The following is an 18,812-nucleotide window of genomic DNA, read 5'->3' as shown; positions in this document are numbered from 1 at the left end:
CACCGACGCACCTCCTTCGCGGTCGGCCTCGCCGCTGCCGCCGCCCTCGCCGTGCTGCCCGGGTCGCCGGCACACGCCACCGAAACGACACCCGCCACCGCCACCTCCAGTGCCCCGACTGTCCCGCCTGCCGCCGACGCGACCACCCCGACCGGCCCCACCTGCTGGTTCGGCGCCTGCTACGACTACGTCTACGGCCGCCAGACCACCGACACCGCCGGCGCGGCGGTCCGGATGGAGATCTCAGATCCTGAGGTCAACCCCACACAGATCGGCGAACATTCCCTTCAGGAGCTCGCCCTGCAGGACACCAACCGGGTCTCCACCGTCGAGGTCGGCTGGACCGTCGACCCCCAGCTCAACGGCGACAGCAAACCGCACCTGTTCGTCTACCACTGGGTCGACGGCCAGACGTCCTGTTACAACGGCTGTGGCTTCGTCCCCGTGTCCACCAAGTTCACCGCCGGGATGGCCCTGCGCCCCGGCCATGCTGCCGACTTCGCGATCCGCAACATCGGCGGCGACTGGTGGATCTCCTACGACCACCACGACGTCGGATACTTCCCCGGCTCCTTGTGGAAGGGCACCTACTCCCGGGCCCAGGTCGTCACCGCCTTCGGCGAAGTCGCCGCCAACACCGCCGACGTCCCCTCCTGTACCGACATGGGCAACGGACGACCTGGCGCCTCCCCCCGCGCCTCATGGATATCCGACTACCGCCTGTACAAGGCCGCGGACAAGCCTCGTTTCACCGTGAGCGCCAGCAGCCCCCAGCTCTACACCTACGGCAAGGCCAAGGCCACCTCCTTCCGCCTCGGCGGGTCCGGCAGCGGCCGGTGCTGAAGACCGCGGTGACCGCCGACGGTCACAGCACCCGCTGACAACCGCGGCACACCGCAAGCCGCGGGGCCGGTGCTCACATCCCGTCAACCGGCCCCGCACCCCGCCCACCCCGTACCGCAACCAACCCACGTGCCGCACATAGGGGATCAGCCAATGGATGCATCCGCCCCCGCCGCCCCGCGATGCCACTGCGGGCAGGCACTGCACCGCTGCTCCGGCTGCGCGGCATGGCGCTGCGAGCACTGCGAGCCCTATCAGTCCGACGACTGCGGCACGTCAGTGCCCGCGAAGGCGTATCCGAGCAGCAGCGCATCACCCCTCGGCCCGGGTGGAGCCACATTCGTCGTCATCGGCGCAACCAGCCTGGCCAGGCGGGTCTGCGCGGCACTGGGCCGGCACCGCACACGCCACCTTCCCGAACCGGACGACCATGAACTCGCGCAAGCCACCGCCGACGGGCCGCCAGGTGTCGCCGTCCTCGTCCACGATGACGTATCCGCTCTGCGCTACGCCCTCGCGGTCCGCCACGTGCACCCCGACGTGCCGCTCGTGGTCTGCGTATTCGACCGCACCATCGCCGAGCAGCTGCGGACCCTCCTGCACCGGTGCACCGTACTGTCCCCCGCCGAACTCCTCGCGCCGACCTTGGCAGGACTGTGCGCGGACCCCGCGACCCTCGCCCTGCTCCGAACCGACCGCCGCACCACCACCGCGGTACGCCGGCAACACGCCACTGTCGTCCGCACGCCCTGGCGGGACAGCTCAGCCGCCCGGCGCCAGGCTCTTGTCGGGCGCCTGAGCGGACAACTACGCCCTCACGACACCGATGCCCGCCTGCTCCTCGGTGGCCTGGCCGGCATCGCCACCGTCCTCGGACTGGACTGGGCCTGGTCGACCATCGGCTTCCACGAACCCGCCGCGTACGCCCTTGCCGCGGCCGCACGCGTCATCGCCGGTGTCGGCCCTGCCCCTGACCACCGCGGTCACACCGCCTACCAGATGGTCTCCACCGCGATGATGCTCACCACCGTCGGCCTCACCGCCCTGCTCACCGCCGGCCTCGTCAACCGCATGAGCGGCTCCCGGCACGTCGGCATCCTCGGCCCGCGGGCCGTACCGCGCTCCGGTCACGTCCTGGTGGTCGGCCTGGGGCAGGTCGGCATCCGCCTGTGCCACACCCTGCTGCAACTGGGTATCCCCGTCGTCGGCATCGAACGCAACCCCACCGCGGCCAATCTGCGCCTGGCCCGCTCCCTGGGCATACCCGTCGTTCTGGCCCACGCCGAGGACCGCAGTGTCCTGCAGCGCCTCGGACTGCGCCGTGCCCGCGCCCTGGCCGCGATGGGATCCGACGAGCGCGACAACGTCGCGGTCGCCGTCGCCGCTCATGGCGCCGCGCCCGGCATCCGCGTCGTACTGCGGGCAGGCGAGAACGAAGCCATAGCGGAGACCCGGTCCCTGCTGCCGCTCGGTCACACCCGCGACATCACCAGGGCCAGCGCCGTCTTCGTCATCTCCCACCTCACCGGCAAGCAACCGCGTCTGGTCGTGTCCGACACCGACTGCGACTATCTGGACCTTCCCGGCCAGGGCCTCGTCGCCCGCCCACTCCCCGGCCGCCTCCACTGCGGTCACCCACCCGAGCCCATGCCCACGACCCCACCGGGAGAACACCGGTGACCGACACCGAACCGCGCACCGCGACGGCAGGGCACCGCTCGCGGGTCGGCGGCGGGGAGATTGCCGATGCCGCGGGACCCTCAGTGTGTCTCTACCCAGCCGTGTTGGATGGCGTGACCGCCAAGTTGCATCCGGGTCCGTACTCCGGCTATGTCCATGAGGTGGCGCAGCCGTCGGTGCAGCGTGCGCGGTGACAGACCAAGCTGTGTCGCGGCCGTCGGGTCGGTCAGGCCGGCCAGCAGTAGCGCGAGGATCCTTCGGTCGAGGTCGGTCGGGCCGTCCGCAGCGTGCTCGATGGTGGTTTCGGATTCTCCGGTGCCCGACAGCTGGAGCGGGTGGGCGGTGCGCCATACCGTCTCGAACAGCGCGTCCAGGGCATCCAACAGGCCGCTGCGGTGCAGCAGCACCGCGCCGGGCTCTCCGGCCGGTGTGACCGCGAGCGGGACAAGGCCGAGGTCGGTGTCGGCCAGCACGAGTTTCATCGGCAGCTGGTCGGCGACCCGCAGTTGCACACCGTTGTGCAGTGAATCGATCGCATCGGTGATGATGCCCGGCTCCGCCAGCACCGCCCGGTCCAGCACCGCCCGGAAGTGCACGCCGCGGCGGATGGCCACCGGTTCGGCGGTGTTCTCGTCCGGCGGTACGGCCACGAACGGTGCGGTGATGAAGGTGCGGACCTGTGTGCGAGCTGCCTGCTGCACCTGTAGGAACCGATGCCGGATGGCGTCGACGCCCGTGACGACCTCGATCAGATCGTTGATGCTGCTCCCGGTCATCGCCGCCCGGTGTTCCTCGGCGAAGGTCACCAGTGCCTGCTCGGCCACGCGCAACCCGTCTCGGCGCTGGCTGATGAGAGCGCCGAGCGCCATGGCCGGCGGCGCGGTGGTGAACCGCTCATCCGCCGACCCGATCACCAGTCCCCACTCGACCAGGCGGGACAAAGCCTTGTCGACGTGGGCCCGCGATACGACGAGCAGATCCGACAGCAGCGTCGCGGTGGAGTCCGGCCGCCCGAGCAGGGCTCGGTAGACGCGCTCGTCATCGGGTTCGAGGCCCAGAACATCCAGCATCGGCGACCAACTCGCTTTCCCTTGCAGCAGCGGGGAGAGTATGCGCCATGGTGGCAAGCCGTGAATAGTCCCTGCTGGGAGCAGGTGTGACGGGAAGGGCCCCGGGGAGTCGCCTCCCCGGGGCCCGACAGTACGACTCATCGCAGGCCGTACGCCCGGATGATCTCGTTCTTGACGCTGAAACCGCTGTCCGTCCCAGCGCTCGCGCGGACCGAGATGAAGCCGCCGGGCTTCTTCGCCGTCCTGAACGAACCCTTCCAGTAGCCGCCGGCGACCTTGGTCAGTGTCACCTTCTGCCAGGTGGCTCCGTCGTCGTACGAGACGTCCAGCGTCACCTTGGTGACGGTGCCCGGCACGGTGCCGAGGTCCATCGACACCGGCTTGAGCGCGATCTGCTGGGTCGCGTCGGCCCTGACGTCGCCGTGCAGGTCCGACGCCAGCTGGTAGTTCAGGTTCAGCACCGAGAATCGCTCGAAGAAGTCCGAGTCGACCGTGTCGGACATGAAGGTCCACTCGGAGTGTGTGCGCGTCGACAGCCGGAAGACGTCACCAGGCCGCTCCGCGTCGAGGACGGCGCGAAAGGGGAGGTTGCCCGCCGGCACCTCCACCCACTGCATGTCTCCGCTGTTCGGGTTGTCGTGGATCAGCGTGTTGCCCTGGAAGACCTGCAGGTGGGACGGTGTCTCACCCCACGGCAGGTAGCCCCCCAGCCGCATGTTGTCGCTGGCGGAGGCCCACGCCTGCACGTTCCAGGTCATGTAGTTCTGGCAACGGGAGTTGTACACACCGAAGGACTCGCCCTGGCCGGGCCGGGTCGCCGGAGCGAACCAGTTCAGACGGGTGGTGCTGCCCTTGGCATACGTGTTGTCGCCCGACACCATCGACCAGGGCAGGGCTCCGTCGACGCCCTGAGTGTGGAACTCTCTCCAGACCTGGCCCGGGGTCACCCATTCGGTGCGGGTGCCTGGGTGCCACTCGAGCTCGGGGAGGTTGAACGACGGGCTCAGTGTGAAGTCGGACCTGTAGCCTTCCGCCACTCCGCCGTCCGTGGCCGAGTAGTAGCGGGCATCGATCCGGGCGAGGTCACTCTTGGTCGGCTTGTAGACCAGGGCCCGGTCCGGCACCTGGCCGGGGTAGTCCCGGGTCAGGTCGTAGACGAACGGCGTGTACTGGGTCTGCTGTGCGGTCAGCTTCAAGATGCCGGCCTTGGCCATCGGGACAAGGGACTTGCCCGCGTCGCGGTGCACGGTGGCGACCGGGATGGTCGACTCACCGACGTACTCCATCAGGGCACCGACACCGTCGTTGACCACGATCAGCGCCTTCGCACCGGCCGCGACCGCGGCCTGGGTGCGTTCCTGCGGCGTGACCTCGTCGCTGCGGTTGATGACGACGACCTTGCCCTTGGCCCTCACCTTCCCGTAGGCGGCCGCCGCGCCGTTGCCCGCGTAAACGGCGTCCAGCCTGTCCGTGGCGGTGCCCAGGGCGCTGCCCGCCTGCACCAGTGCCTCGAAGCTGAGCCGGCCACCCAGCGTGCTCAGGCTGAGTCGCGGCTCGCCTTTGCGCCAGCGGGTGGTCAGCATGAACTCGCCCTGCGTCATCGGCTTCGTCGGCGCGACGTAGACGTCGTCGTACGTCGGCGGCAGCACGTACGCGCTGCGGTAGTCCATGAACGGGTCGAGTCCCTTGTAGTGGACGTTGAAGTCGACCTTGCGCTGGCGGTCCTCGGTGCGCTGCGGCGCCTCGGTCTGCAGCAGGCGTGCCCTGCTCGCGTCCAGAACCACGTTCGCGGAGCGGTCCTTGAGCACGGTCTCCGGGGCGACCAGCACGGCCAGACCCGAGCGGTCCGCCTTCTCGCCCGCCACGTCGACGTAACCCGCGACGGTGTACAGGCCGGGTGCCATGCGCATGGTGGTCGAGCCGTCGACGTAGACCGTCCACGGCCAGAAGTCGCCGGCCAGGTTGATTCCGACCCAGCCGGCGGCGGGCTTGCCGTCCCGGCCGACCAGCTTGATGTTCAGGTCGTAGCGCTCCTCCTCCTTGAGCAGTGCCACGGACGTGCGGGTCACCGGCTTCCCGGTGGTCGCATCGGTACCTGTCACGTATCCGACGTGCCGGCCTGCCGAGGCGGCTTGCGGGTCACCGGTCACCGGGACGGCGGCAGTACCGCCCGCCGGGACGGTCACCTTGGTCGCTCCCAGCGCGAACGGGCCGCCGTCATTGGTCAGCGCCAGGTTCAGCGTGACCTCGGTGGAACCGGCGTTGGTGAAGGTCAGGTCCTTCGTGACGGCGACGTCGCTCGGCTCGTGCGGCCATGTGTAGTTGCCGAAGAAGAGCGATCCGGTGCCGCGGACCGTGGTTCGCACGGCGGCGGCCACGTCGACACGGCCGGTGCCGACCTCGTACGGCGAGTACCCGCCGTCCAGGCCCTTCGCGGTGCTCATCAGGTGTTCCTTGAGCTGCGCGCCGGTCCAGTCCGGGTGCTGCTGGGCCAGGATCGCCGCCGCGCCGACCACGTGCGGGGTGGCCATCGAGGTGCCGCTGAGGGTGCGGTAAAGGCCCGCACCACCGTCGGTCATGTCCTGCGAGCGGGCCGCGGTGATGTCCACGCCGGGCGCCGCGATGTCCGGCTTCATGCCGCCGGAGTTGGCCAGCGGGCCGGTGCTGGAGAAGGACGCGAGCTGGTCCTGCTTGTCCGTGGCGGCCACGGTCAGCGCCGAGGCGGCCGCGCCCGGGGAGGAGATGCTCTCCGGGCCCGCGTTGCCGGCGGCGATGACGAACAGAGTGCCGTACTGCGCGGACAGCGCGTCGACCTCCTGCGACATCGGGTCGCTGCCGTCCGTCGGGTAGGAGTCGCCGAGGCTCATGTTGACGACGTCCGCACCGAACTCGGCGGCCCACTGCATGCCGGCCATGACCCAGGAGTCCTGGCCGGAGCCCTCCGCGCCGCCGAGCACCTTCCCGACGAACAGGTCGGCACTCGGGGCAACGCCCTTGTAGTCGCCTCCCGAGGCGGCGCCCGAACCGACGATCGTGCTGGCCACATGTGTGCCGTGCCCGTTGACGTCGGTGACGGCCTCACCCGGCACAAAGCTGACCGTACCGTCGATCAGACCGGCGAAGTCGGGGTGGTTGACGTCGATGCCGGTGTCGAGCAGTGCGACCTTGACGCCCTTGCCGGTGTACCCGGCCGCCCAGGCCTCGGGCGCGCCGATCAGCGGCACGCTCTCCTTCAGGTTGACCTTCACGCGGCCGTCGAGCCACAGCTTCGCCACGCCCGCGCCCAACGTCGCGCTGCCCTGCGGCGCGACGGTGGTCCAGAAGGTGCGGGCCTGCCGCTTCTCGGTGCTGAGGGCGGCGCCGTGGATGCCCTTGAGCTTTCGGGTCAGCTTGCTGCCGCGGGGGGCTGTCGGCTCAACGGCCGAGCGAGACTTCGGCTGGGTGTAGGTCGCGATCAGGGGCACCGCGGCCGACTTCGCGTCGTCGTAGCCCATCTCGATCAGGTCGGTGACGTTGAACAGCCGCCGGTCCAGCTTGTCCATGCCCAACAGCGGCACCACCTCGTCCGGAATGACGAACAGGTCGCCCTTGATTTCCTGGATCTTTACGCCGCCGACGGCGCTGTCCGGCCGGTCGACGTCGGCGGTCTGCTTGCCGTCGGCCATCGTGGTGACCGTGACGATGTCGCCAGTGACCAGGGTGACCTTGTGGGTCGCCGAGGGCTTGGCGGGAACGGTGGGCTTGCTCGGAGCGGCCTGTGCGGGCGCTTGCATTACCGCGAGCCCCGACGCCAGCAGCGGCACCGCGGTGACGGCCGCGATCAGCTGCCAGCGCCTGCGGCGGAAGGCGGAATGTTGCGAGAGGGAGGACATGCCATGGGTCTATCGGCCGGTATCGACGACGTGAAGGCCCGATGGCGGCAAGTCCTCGCCATGGCAAAGACTTGTCGGCCGTAAATCGCGCGAATCTTGGCAAGACCGCACTTTCCGCACGTGGTCAGTCAGTCGGCGGTTGCAGCACGAAGCCCTTGTCGACCGCTCGCGGCCCGGTGACGAGCGCCACGTGCAGGTCGAGAACACCGTCCGGGCGGTACCGGCCCACGGCCGATCCGCCGCACAGCGTGACCCTGTGGGGCTCGGAATGGGGCAACGGTGTCGCTGATCCAGGAGACCTGCTCGTTCCCGGCGGGACGGTGGTGATCGACGACTTCACTCCGGCCACTTCCTGGCCGCCGCATTTCAATGGAGCGCCGGACCATCCCCGCATCCATTGGCTGACGCATCCTCAACTCCGCGCGGTTGAGGTGCGTATCGCTGCGGATCTCTCCGCAGTTGTCGGCACCCGGCTGTACGCGCCCGGGAAGTACTGATCACGATCGATTCCGGAGGATCGTGCAGGCCGCGGCAGGACGACTTGGGTGAGTCCGCACCATTCGCAGACGGCGCGGAACCGCCGGTTTCCAGCCATGATCCGAAGCCGCTCTATCTGATGAAAGGCCCCGCCCACTAAGCGATTCCTCAGATCTCCAACGCCCGGAACCTGCGCGCAGTTCTTGGATGCGGCGGGTGAAGCATGCGGGTTACGAGTTGGTGGTTGGGCTTCCACCGGACCCGGCAAGTTGACGAAGGCTGTCGGTCGCACGGGCTCGCGCATGAGCTTCTCGACCTTGGCGGCCCTGCGGTGTCTTCGCTGCCCCTTGATCGTTGACCAGCACCGGAACGGCGTACTTGTTAGCAGGGTGAGGTCGGTGGAAACGCAGGTTCGTCTACGGATGAGCGGTGTGTGCAAGGCGTACGGCAGGCGTGCGGTGTTGCGTGGAGTCGATTTGGAGGTTTTTCCCGGGACGTTGACGGGCGTGGTCGGTGAGAACGGTGCCGGCAAGAGCACTCTGCTGCAGATCGCTGTGGGACGGACGGTTGCTGACGCCGGGCGGGTCGAGCGGTTCGGAGCCGTCGGATTCTGCCCTCAGCGGGCCGTGGTGAACGACATGCTCACCGTCGATCAGCATCTGCGGCTCTTCCAGATCGCTCACCGACAGACGAACCTACGTCCCGCGTATGAGTTGATGGACGTTTTGGCGTTCGCCGACTGCCGACGCCGACGCGCTGGCGAGTTGAGCGGCGGAACGCGGCAGAAGTTGAACCTCACTCTCGCGTTGATGCACGAGCCGGCGTTGCTAGTGCTGGACGAGCCGTATCAGGGCTTCGATTGGGACACCCACCAGAGGTTTTGGGAACTGGCAGGACATCTGCGCGCCCAAGGCCGCTCCGTGGTCGTGGTTTCCCACATTCCCGATGACCTGCGGCACTTCGACGCGGTGTACCAGCTGTGCGACGGGCTGCTTGAAGAGAGGGTAGCGGCGCTGTGACCCGTGCCTGGGCTGCCTATGCGGTGGCCTTGCAGTTCGCCGTGCTGAGTCTTGTTCGCGACCGACTCGCCCTGCTCATGGCGGTGTTCTTCGTTCCCGTGTGGATCTGGGTAGTCAAAGTGACCGCGTATCCCACTGCGGTCGTCTTTTACTTGCGGGCGGTGGGCACCGAGGCTTCCAGCACCATCGACAGGATCTTTCAAATCAGCAGCGCTCTGCACGCGCTCACAGTGATCTGCGGTTTCATGATGTTCCGGGCGACGTTCACGGCCCGGGACATGGACGAACGCCTGGTGCTGGCGGGCTATCCCCGCCCGCAACTGGTGCTCGCCAAGGTCACCACCTTGACTGGAGCATCCGTGGTGCTGTCCCTGTACGCGACCGTGCTGCTACGACTGTCGTGGCCCGTCCTGCAGCCCGCACCTTTGTGCGCTGGTCTGGCCACCGCGGCCCTCGCTTACGGCGGCCTCGGCATCCTGGCGGGCTCGTTGGTGCGCGGGGAGTTGGAGGGGTTCTTCCTCATCGTCATGACGACGTTCCTCGACACCAGCCTGCAGAACCCCGTCACCAACCCCCACGCCCAGCAGACCGGCCTGGGGGCCTACCGCTCTACGGGCCGGCTCAGGCGGTCAACGCCGCAGCCCTCACCCATACCGATCCCGGCTGGACGGCAGCGCGGGCCCTGGTCTGGTGCGCCCTGTCCTGCGCCGCGGGAATGCTGGCCTTCTACTACAAGACCCGCTCGTTCGGCCATCGCACACCCACGGCGCCGAGCGGTGCGGCGGGGGCCGAAGCGGCCATTCGGGCGGTACGCGGATGATCAGCGAACACGAGACTGTCATCGTGGGCGGCGGGTTCAGCGGCATCGGCATGGCCATCAAGCTGTGCCTGGCCGGGCTACGCGACTTCCTTGTCCTGGAGAAGGGCGAAGATGTAGGAGGGGTCTGGCGCGACCACACCTACCCCGGCTGCGGGGCCGACGTGCCGGCCACCTTCTACTCATTCTCCTTCACCCCTCACCACCCCTGGTCCTCCACCTACCCCCCGCAAGAAGAGATCTGGGCCTACCTGCGGCAATGCGTGCGGGACTTCGGCATCAAAGAGCACATCGCCTACCGGCGCGAGATGCTCACAGCTGCCTTCGACAAGGACACCCAGCGCTGGACCCTCCACACCGCACACGGTCAATACCGGACACGGTTTTTGATCCTGGCCACCGGCGGACTGAGCAAACCGCTCATGCCGAACCTCGACTCCTTCACCGGGACGGCGTTCCACACCTCCCAGTGGGATCACACGTGCGAGCTGCAGGGCAAACGGGTCGCGGTGATCGGAACGGGCGCCAGCGCCATTCGAGTCGTACCCCACATCGCCATCCAGGCAGCCCAGTTGAACGTCTTCCAACGCACACCGGCCTGGATCCTGCCCCGGTTGCAACGCACCCACCGTCTCTGGGAACAGGGGCTCACCCGGCGCCTGCCAGGACTGCAGCGGCTTCGCCGGGCCGCGGCCTACTGGAGCCTGGAAGTCCGCGGTCCGGTCATGTACGCCCTGCCCCGTCTGGGCCGGCTGGCAGAAGCCGTCGCACGCCGGCACCTGCACCGGCACGTGCACGCCCCGGACGTGCGAAAGGCGCTGACCCCGCTTTATCGCATCGGCTGCAAGCGCATCCTGCTCTCCAGTGACTTTCTGCCCGCACTGCGCCAGCCCCACGTGCGCGCCGTCAGCGAGCCGATCAGCGAGATCCGCGGACACGAGATCGTCACCCAAGACGGCACACGGCACCCGACGGACGTGATCATCTGCGCGACCCGGTACGACGTCATCGACGAATACGCCCGGCTGGACATCACTGGTACCCACGGACGCAATCTGGCACAGGTGTGGAGCACCGGACTGAGCTCCTACCTCGGGGTGAACGTGGCCGGCTTTCCCAACATGTTCCTCCTGCTTGGCCCCTACTCCGCTGCCGGACACACCTCGGTGCTGTTCATGGCTGAAGCCCAGATGCACTACATCCTGCGCTGCCTGCGTCTCCTGGACAGGACCGGAGCCCGCTCCCTGGATGTGCGGGCCGACGCACAGCAACGCTTCGAGGACGACATCCAACGCCGCTCACGCCGCAGCGTATGGACCACCGGCGGCTGCGACAGCTGGTACCTCGACCGCACCGGCACCAACCGCGTCATGTGGCCGAAGTCCACCGTCGCGTACTGGCTGCGCACCCGCTCCCCCCGCCGCGGCCACTACCACCTGCACCAGGAGAATTGATAGTGCCCGCCTTCCCCGCCCCCGCCGTCGCACTCGTCACCGGCGGCGCCTCCGGCATCGGCCTGGCCCTGTGCGACGCACTCACCCACCGCGGGATCACCGTAGTTTCCGCGGACCTGCACCCCGGCCCCGACGGCCCCCGACGGGAATCACTCGTTCTCGACGTCACCGACCCCGACGCCGTCACCCGCACCTACCAGGGCGTCTTCGAGCGCCACGGCCGCCTGGACATGGTCTTCAACAACGCCGGCATCGTCACCTGTGGTGCCACCGAAACACTCAGCCTCGCCCACTGGCAACGCGCCATGGACGTCAACTTCTTCGGCGTCGTGCACGGCGTCCGCGCCTGCTACACCCTGATGATCGAACAGGGGCACGGCCAGATCATCAACACCGCATCCATCGCCGGCCGCGTCGCCATCGGCGGGCTCAGCCCCTACATCGCCAGCAAACACGCCGTCGTCGGCATGAGCCTGGGACTTCGCGCCGAGGCCGCCCGGTACAACATCCGCGTCAACGTCGTGTGCCCCAGCCTGGTCGATACCCCCATCCTCGACCACCTCAACCCGGACCTGCCCGCAACAGCCCTCGCAGCCGACGCAAAAACCCTCATACGCACCCTGCACCCCTGGCCCTACCCACCCGAACGCCTGGCTCAGCACATCCTCACCCGCCTCACCCGCAATAAAGCCGTCATCATCGCCCCCGCCCGCGCACGCGCCTACGATCGCCTCAACCGGCACGCACCCCGCCTCGCCGACAAGCTCAACCACATGCTCACAGCACGCGCCCTCAGCACCGCTGCTCACGCAGCCCTACCTGCCGACCCGAAGCGTGCTGTCACGACAGCGACTGACCCTGCGCACCAGGCCCAGATGTCGTGCCGCCGCCTGGGGTGACCTTCGCGCCGTCATGTCCGTCACTGAGGCGTAGCGCCTGGTGCGCTCTCGATGCCATGGCGGTCGGCGGCGGCCCGGGCGGGGCGCCACCGACAAGCGGCGGCCACATAGCCAAGGATCGTCGGTTTGGGCAACCGGTGATCGTCGCGACCATGGAAGCTCACCACAACCACGAGCCTCCCGCAGAGAACACGAACCACGCAGCCCTATTGCAGCCCGCGAACTCAGAGTCGACTAACCCCGACAAACGCTCATCCGCCGGATGACCTTGCATGAGCCGTACCGGCCGCCCGGAGTTCTTCGCTCGGCGGGTGAGACGCCTCGTCATAAGCGTGATGGACGCCCAGGTGACGAGTGACTCAGCTCAGGTGCGCGTTCGTGGTCGCAGCAGTGCCGGAGGGCCCGTATAAGCACGACCGCACCAGCCGAGCGACCGCAACATAGACGACGATCGCCGGTTGGGGTAACCGGCGATCGTCGCGACCATTGAAGTTCACCCGAGCCCCCGACGAGCTTCCCGTGGAGCCCATACGAACCGCACAAACTCTGGCCTCGTGGCCATGCCCGGATCCTCGGTGCGTCACCGAGAGCGACCGCTCTTTTGAGTACGGCGGGCCGTTCTGCTCATCATCAGCCGACACGCCCTCTGCTCACCTCTCGCGGAAACCAGCGTTTCCGCAGGAGCCGGTGCTCACGAAAGCGCGCTCCCTACACGAGGTCTAGGATCCGCGACTTCCCTGATAATGAAGGCGCTTGGGTGACAACGGATTGGCAAATCCGCGATCCCGCTGACAATGACTACGTTCGGTAGCGGCCCTTCCTGAGGCTCCTTCGATCTCCGCTGAGTTCGCGCTGCCCGTCCTCCATGCCACCCCAACACGGCTGTGCGGAGCGCGGGCAGCACCGGGCGGTCAGCGACTCCTATCGGTTCGCTCCTGAGCCGTCAGATGACTCGCACACCTGAAGCCTGTGGTCCCCTGGGCCCCTGTGTGACGTCGAACTCGACGCGCTGGTTCTCCTCCAGCGATCGGTAGCCGTTGCTCTGAATCTCGGAGAAGTGGACGTAGACGTCTTTCCCCCCGTCGTCCACCGTGATGAACCCGAACCCCTTCTCACCGTCGAACCACTTCACCGTGCCCTGCGCCATGTCTGACTCCTCAAAGGTAGAAACGCGTCATCTCGGACAAACTACCCCCCAGGGCGGACTGCTCAAACAGCCAGAGGTCGGCCGCACGGCCGACGCGTACGAGGCTCGCCTCCCCGACTGAGCCAAGCACCAAATCGTCTACAGCCGGAAACCCCCGGCTGGTCAAACCGACCTTCGTCTCGACTACTGATGTGCCACCCGTAGTCACCAACCAGCTGACGGCCAAAGCCGATTGCGTACCAAAAGCTGACACATGCGGCGCTCGCGTAGCCCGAATTCCAGCGCTCTCGCAGGAACCATTGCGCGCGAAGTCGCGGACCCTACCCGAGGCCCTGACCCATGTCTGACGTGCAGATCACCCTGACCTACAGCCGGGACGCGGGCATCGTCGCCATCGCGTCAGGCGAACAGGACCGTCCCGCAACCACCACCAACGTGAGGAGAGCCCCGCCCCTTTGGACCCTGGCACCCACTTCGTCTTCGGCAGGGCACCCACGACGAACACGGCTTCGTCGCCTCCTTCACCCCCTCCGTGACCCCGCACCTCGCCGAATGGTTCCTGGCCTGCGAGCAGTTCGAGCCCGTCCCCCACCAGCCCAGGCTGTTCCGGCTCAGCAAACCCGAGCGTGACGGCCCCCGCCGCACACGCCAGGCTGTAAAGGATCTTCGCAGTCACGGATATGCCGTGCACGCCGACCTCTCCCTCGACCCTGCAACCCCGGTCAGCCCCCTGCGGCCCGCTTTGCCGGACGGGGTGCTGGAGCGCCGCAGCCGCCTCGCGCAGGCCGCCGCCGGCCGATCGCCGCAGCGCAGTCCGGCACCCCCCACGTCGCCGCCGTCGGCCTGGCCGATCCCGCCGAAGCCCACCTACGCACCGACCATCCACTGGGCGGTCCCGGGCGCCGGACGCCGCCGATGAACCGTGGCAGCAATCCGACCTCATCAACTGCGGGCAGGCCGCCGAGCCGAGGCCGACCGTCGCTGACCCCCGCCCACCAGGAGGAAACAATCCCGGACACTGCGGGTGCCGATTAACCATCCGCCCAGGCCGCGGTCTTGATCGCCGGTATCCACTGTGGCTGTCCCCCACCTCTGATGTCTTTACCCGCAGGGCGTCAGCGGCATCATGATCTGTCGTGCTGCTTCGTCTGGCCTACCTCGCCGCGACCAACGCCTTCGCCTTCCTGCGCCTGCTGCCGATGAGCGACCGCGACAAGGACATCGAGATCCTTGCCCTGCGACACCAGCTGCTGGTTCTACAGCGCCAGGTCGGCAAGCCCACCTTCACCGACACCGACCGCGCCATCCTCGCGGGCCTGCTCCACCACCTCCCTATGAACAAACTGCGCCAGCTCCTGCTGCTGGTACGCCCCGACACGATCATGCGCTGGCACCGCAACCTGCTCGAACGGCGCCATGCCGTATCCTGCGTGCCGAAGCGGCGTGGACGACCACCCACCGCCCGCTCGATCCGCGCCCTGGTCCTGCGCCTCGCCCGAGAGAACACTTCCTGGGGATACCGGCGCATCCACGGCGAGCTCGCAGCCCTGGGTATCAAGGTCACCGCCTCCACCGTCTGGGAAATCCTCAAGGAGCACGGCATCCCACCCGCGCCGCAACGACAGGACACCACCTGGGCCGACTTCCTGCGCAGCCAGGCACACGCTCTGCTCGCCTGCGACTTCTTCGAGACCCGCACCCTGATCGGGGCACACTTGTACGTCTTCGCGGTCATCGAGCACTCCACCCGGCGCATCCGGATCCTGGGTGTGACCGCACACCCCACCGCACAGTGGGTGGCCCAGCTCGGACGCAACCTCGTCATGGACCTCGAAGACGCAGGCAGCAACGCCCGCTTGCTGATTCGCGACCGCGACTCCAAGTTCACCGCCGCCTTCGACGCCATGCTCACCGACGCAGGACTCGAGACCGTCCGGAGCGGCATCCGAGTACCGCGCATGAACTCCACCATGGAGCGCTGGATCCAAACCTGCCGGCACGAACTCCTCGACCGAACCCTGATCTGGAACCACAGGCACCTTCTGCATGCGTCGCTCCACGAGTTCGAGACCTACTACAACCAACACCGAACCCACCGAACCCTGAGACAAGCAGCTCCACTCCGCCCGCTCCCCGAGCCAACCAGCGCGCCGGAACACGTCAGACACCTGGAGGTCCGCCGAAGAGACCGACTCGGCGGAATCCTCCACGAGTACCAACCTGCGCTTGACCAGGCCGGATGATTAATCGGCTCCCGCAGTGTGGAGGAGACGTTCCAGACCGAGAAGGGCCTGGCCGGCCTCGACAAACACCAGGTCCGCTGCTTCACGTCCTGGACCCGCTGGGTCACCCTGGCGATGCTCGCCCATGCCTCCCTCGCGGTCGTTCGAGCCGAGGAACACACCCGCGCAGCCAGTACCGGTGACCTGATCCCCCTGACCTGTAACGAGATCCAACACCTGTTCATCCACCTCACGGTCCAACACCGCCATGACCCAACACATCGCCTCCGCTGGTCCCACTGGCCAAGCCCGAGCACAAAGAAGTCACTATCAGCGACAAGCCGCCACCCAGACATGAAGATCGCGATCTACTGCTGGAGTACTTACTCCAGCAGTAGATCGTGATCACGGATGGGAAGGTCAAGCCCGGGGCGCTCCGAGGAACTGCAGCACGGCCAGGCCGCGGCAGTGGTCCGCGTCGACCACGGGCAGGTCAAGCTTGGCGAAGATGTTGTTGATGTGCTTCGCCACGGCGCTCTTGCTGACCACCAGCGCCTGCGCGATGCCGGCATTGGAGCGCCCCTCGGCCGACAGGCCGAGCACCTCCCGTTCGCGGGGGGTCAGCCGCGCGAGCGGGTCGCTGTCGCGCCGCCGCAGCAGCAGCAACTGGGCGACGACCTGCGGGTCCAGGGCCGTGCCCCGTCCGCCACTCGCCGGACCCCTCCACGAAGTCGGCGACATCGGCAACCCGCTGCTTGAGCAGGTAGCCCACACCGCTGCTGTTCGCAGACAGCAGGTCAGCCGCGTACCGCTCCTCCACGTACTGCGAAAGCAGCACTACCGGCGTCCCCGGCCAGCGCCGACGGATCTCCATCGCCGCCCGCACCCCCTCGTCGGTGAAGCCGGGCGGCATCCGGACGTCGATCAAGGCAAGTTCGGGCCGGTGCTCCGCCACTGCTGCCAACAGCCCCTCCGCGTCGCCGGCTTCTGCGGCGACCTGGAAGCCGCCCATCTCCAGCACCTTGATCAGGCCGACCCGCAACTACACCGAATCCTCGGCGATCACCGCGCGCACGGCAGCTCCGCGGTGATGGTGGTGGGCCCGCCAACGGGGCTGCTGACGTGGAAGGCCCCGTCGAGGGAGCCGACCCGCTTGGCCAGCCCGGTCAGCCCCGTGCCGGCGGCGGCGTCGGCACCGCCCAGCCCGTCGTCGGTAACGCGCACTCGCAGCACCTCGCCGACCTGATGGACTATCACCTCTGCACGCATCGCGTTGGCGTGCTTCGTTGCATTGGTCAGCGCCTCAGAGATCACGAAGTACGCAACCGACTCCACGTTGGGTGCCACCCGCTCCTCCAGATTGATCCGCAGCCGCACCGGCAGGGGCGTGCGGGCAGCCAGCCCGGACAACGCCGCGTCCAGACCTCGGTCTTCGAGCACGGCCGGGTGCAGCCCCCGCACCAGGTCATTCAGTTCGGCGATCGCCTCCTTCGCCTCCAGGTGCGCTCTCGCGATCACCTCGCGGGCATCACTCGGCAGGTCCGGGCGGGTGGCAATGGCCAGACCCAGGTTGACCGCGAGAGACACCAACCGCTGCTGGGTTCCGTCGTGCAGGTCGCGCTCGATCCGGCGGCGCTCCGCGTCGACGGCCTCGATCAAGTCGGTCCGGCTCACGGCCAGCTGATCGACCCGCTCCTGGAGCCGCTGCGCCCGGCTGGGCCCGAGCAGGCCCAACGCCAGCCGCGCCTCGGCCCGGGCTACTGCACGCGCGGTCCAGGGCAGGGCGCACAGGAGGAGGAGTCCAGCCGCTGTGTAAGCCGGCAGCTGGGTCAGGTAGCCGAACCAGTCCTGGCGGATTCCGGTTGGCAGCGCCCCTGACCAGGCGTAGGCGATGACGCCCGCCAGGCACGCCGCTGTCACCGCGAGCACCAGCAGCTCCAGCAGCGCGAGCAGCGGGCCCAGCAGGAGGTGGTAGCCGATCTTGCGCCAAGGCCGCGTCGCCGCGAGCCACCGGGCGGTCGAGGCCCACGTCCATTGTTCCGGCGCGGTGGGGGTGAGCCGGGGGACGTCCACACCGATGAGCACCCGGTAGCGAGCCCGCTGAACGGCCGTCAGCACCGGGGTGCCGAGCAGGACCAGGGCGGCCGACATGGAAACCGTAAGGAGCCAGTTCCCCGTCCTGGCGGTAGTCGTCGCCGCCCAGGCCCACACGGGCACCAGCGCCAGGTGCGGCAGCACACCAGCGGCAAGAAAGCCGCTGTCCCGCCGCGCCCGGAGGACCGTGCGTCTCAGTCCAGCTGGAATCGTCATGGCACGACGCTAGGGCACCGAAGGAGGACGGTGCCATGAAACCTGTACCCGATCTCATGGTGAACCTAGTACCAGCTGTAGATCTTGATCTTGGCCTGTGGGCGGACAGCATCTCGGGTCGGTAGGTCGGCTTCTGCTGGCTGCCGGCAGGTAGACCGGGCCCGGTGGAACAGGCACTATACCCCGGTGAGCATCGTCATCAAACTGTGCTTCAGCCTGCTAGACACATCAGCCCTGCCCCTAATAATCCAGCTGTAGATCGCGATCTTGCTGGTGAAGGCGGCTGGATGCCGAGAGGTTGGCTTGTGCTGACTGGCCGTCGCGCGTTGTCAGATGACGCTTCGGTCTCCGGTAGCAGTCAACTGCTGATCCGCCGCAACCCGAACACCGGCGAACTCGCCTTCTACCGCTGCTACTCGCCCATGCCGGTCCCGCTCACCACCTTGGTCCGGGTCGCCGGTGCGCGATGCGAGTGGAGGAGTTCTTCCAGTCCGGAAAGGGCTTGGCGGGCCTGGATGAGCACCAGGTCCGCCGCTATACCTCCTGGTCGCGGTGGGTCACCTTGGCCATGCTCGCGCACGCCTTCCTCGCGGTCGTACGCGCAGACGAACACAACCGTCAGCCTGCATCCGGAGATCTCGTACCGCTCACGAGCAACGAGATCCAGCGCCTGTTCATCGCTCTCGTGGTCCGCCCCATCCACCATGTCGCTCATCGGCTCGACTGGTCTCACTGGCGACGTCGCCACCAGGCTAGATCCCGAGCCAGCCACTACCGACGACAACCCGCCGAAGCGTGAAGATCACCATCTACAGCTGGAGTACTACGCAACAATGATGTACCGCCGTCTCAGCGGCATTTCTGTGGGTCCATTGAGTAGGGTCGGGGACTGGCGCGGTGGCTGACGCTCCGTTTCCAGTCCCCGCCGCTTCAAACCGTGCATGCAGTTCTCCCGCACACGGCTTTCCGACATCGTTCACCGGCTGGCATGCGCCGTCGCCC

11 protein-coding genes and 3 pseudogenes are annotated in these 18,812 nt (G+C 67.7%); 9 read left to right on the top strand and 5 right to left on the bottom strand.

Annotation, left to right across the window (positions count from 1 at the left end):
* The coding region (locus O3W51_RS43865) for a neprosin family prolyl endopeptidase (protein WP_269289390.1) at positions 1 to 843 on the top strand (843 nt) is incomplete at its 5' end.
* 153 nt (positions 844 to 996) lie between these two features.
* Entirely contained in the window at positions 997 to 2,523 is a 1,527-nt protein-coding gene (locus tag O3W51_RS43860; protein ID WP_198358994.1) for an NAD(P)-binding protein, read from the top strand.
* 80 nt (positions 2,524 to 2,603) lie between these two features.
* On the opposite strand, the gene O3W51_RS43855 is transcribed toward O3W51_RS43860, so the two are convergent.
* Both O3W51_RS43855 and O3W51_RS43850 read right to left on the bottom strand, forming a co-directional pair.
* Positions 2,604 to 3,593, bottom strand: coding sequence for a helix-turn-helix domain-containing protein (locus O3W51_RS43855; protein ID WP_198358995.1), 990 nt, complete (start codon positions 3,591 to 3,593; stop codon positions 2,604 to 2,606).
* A gap of 137 nt (positions 3,594 to 3,730) precedes the next feature.
* The gene (locus tag O3W51_RS43850) at positions 3,731 to 7,465 is read right to left on the bottom strand and encodes a S8 family serine peptidase (RefSeq protein WP_269289388.1); all 3,735 of its coding nucleotides are present in this window, start codon (positions 7,463 to 7,465) and stop codon (positions 3,731 to 3,733) included.
* Positions 7,466 to 8,364: 899 nt separating this feature from the next.
* On the opposite strand from O3W51_RS43850, the gene O3W51_RS43845 reads away from it, so the two are divergent.
* The 3 genes from O3W51_RS43845 to O3W51_RS43835 all read left to right on the top strand — a co-directional run bounded on the left by O3W51_RS43845 (position 8,365) and on the right by O3W51_RS43835 (position 12,131).
* Positions 8,365 to 8,961 (top strand): ATP-binding cassette domain-containing protein, encoded by a 597-nt coding sequence (locus tag O3W51_RS43845; protein WP_198359005.1) that lies wholly within the window; start codon positions 8,365 to 8,367, stop codon positions 8,959 to 8,961.
* A gap of 816 nt (positions 8,962 to 9,777) precedes the next feature.
* Entirely contained in the window at positions 9,778 to 11,232 is a 1,455-nt protein-coding gene (locus O3W51_RS43840; RefSeq protein WP_269289387.1) for a flavin-containing monooxygenase, read from the top strand.
* 2 nt (positions 11,233 to 11,234) lie between these two features.
* Positions 11,235 to 12,131 (top strand): SDR family NAD(P)-dependent oxidoreductase, encoded by an 897-nt coding sequence (locus tag O3W51_RS43835; protein WP_269289384.1) that lies wholly within the window; start codon positions 11,235 to 11,237, stop codon positions 12,129 to 12,131.
* A 943-nt stretch (positions 12,132 to 13,074) separates the two neighbouring features.
* Here O3W51_RS43835 and O3W51_RS43830 read toward each other — a convergent pair.
* A complete protein-coding gene (locus O3W51_RS43830; RefSeq protein WP_164293062.1) occupies positions 13,075 to 13,278 on the bottom strand; it encodes a cold-shock protein in 204 nt (67 codons plus the stop codon).
* 532 nt (positions 13,279 to 13,810) lie between these two features.
* Between O3W51_RS43830 and O3W51_RS43825 the strand changes: the two genes are divergently transcribed.
* From O3W51_RS43825 to O3W51_RS43815, 3 genes and pseudogenes are all read left to right on the top strand, one after another.
* Positions 13,811 to 14,197, top strand: coding sequence for a hypothetical protein (locus tag O3W51_RS43825; RefSeq protein ID WP_269289381.1), 387 nt, complete (start codon positions 13,811 to 13,813; stop codon positions 14,195 to 14,197).
* A 217-nt stretch (positions 14,198 to 14,414) separates the two neighbouring features.
* Complete coding sequence (locus O3W51_RS43820; protein ID WP_198359000.1) at positions 14,415 to 15,521, top strand: helix-turn-helix domain-containing protein; 1,107 nt, start codon at positions 14,415 to 14,417, stop codon at positions 15,519 to 15,521.
* A gap of 6 nt (positions 15,522 to 15,527) precedes the next feature.
* Positions 15,528 to 15,858 (top strand): annotated as a pseudogene (locus O3W51_RS43815) (IS701 family transposase); the annotation flags it as partial.
* A 62-nt stretch (positions 15,859 to 15,920) separates the two neighbouring features.
* Here the strand turns inward: O3W51_RS43815 and O3W51_RS43810 are convergent.
* Positions 15,921 to 16,512 (bottom strand): annotated as a pseudogene (locus O3W51_RS43810) (LuxR C-terminal-related transcriptional regulator).
* 50 nt (positions 16,513 to 16,562) lie between these two features.
* The gene (locus O3W51_RS43805; protein ID WP_198359002.1) at positions 16,563 to 17,810 is read right to left on the bottom strand and encodes a sensor histidine kinase; all 1,248 of its coding nucleotides are present in this window, start codon (positions 17,808 to 17,810) and stop codon (positions 16,563 to 16,565) included.
* A gap of 350 nt (positions 17,811 to 18,160) precedes the next feature.
* Between O3W51_RS43805 and O3W51_RS43800 the strand changes: the two are divergent.
* A pseudogene (locus tag O3W51_RS43800) lies at positions 18,161 to 18,609 on the top strand (IS701 family transposase); the annotation flags it as partial.
* Positions 18,610 to 18,812: the final 203 nt, after the last annotated feature.

It is taken from the genome of Streptomyces sp. H39-C1 (assembly GCF_027158125.1).
GTDB classification, from domain to species: Bacteria; Actinomycetota; Actinomycetes; order Streptomycetales; family Streptomycetaceae; genus Actinacidiphila; species Actinacidiphila fildesensis.
This window is presented reverse-complemented; position numbering and strand designations above follow the sequence as displayed.

Excerpts from the sequence above, each read along its gene's own strand:
- O3W51_RS43805 (WP_198359002.1), bottom strand. The coding sequence starts at position 17,810 with ATGACGATTCCAGCTGGACTGAGACGCACGGTCCTCCGGGCGCGGCGG.
- O3W51_RS43830 (WP_164293062.1), bottom strand. The coding sequence starts at position 13,278 with ATGGCGCAGGGCACGGTGAAGTGGTTCGACGGTGAGAAGGGGTTCGGG.
- O3W51_RS43850 (WP_269289388.1), bottom strand. The coding sequence starts at position 7,465 with ATGTCCTCCCTCTCGCAACATTCCGCCTTCCGCCGCAGGCGCTGGCAG.
- O3W51_RS43855 (WP_198358995.1), bottom strand. The coding sequence starts at position 3,593 with ATGCTGGATGTTCTGGGCCTCGAACCCGATGACGAGCGCGTCTACCGA.
- O3W51_RS43860 (WP_198358994.1), top strand. The coding sequence starts at position 997 with ATGGATGCATCCGCCCCCGCCGCCCCGCGATGCCACTGCGGGCAGGCA.
- O3W51_RS43840 (WP_269289387.1), top strand. The coding sequence starts at position 9,778 with ATGATCAGCGAACACGAGACTGTCATCGTGGGCGGCGGGTTCAGCGGC.
- O3W51_RS43845 (WP_198359005.1), top strand. The coding sequence starts at position 8,365 with ATGAGCGGTGTGTGCAAGGCGTACGGCAGGCGTGCGGTGTTGCGTGGA.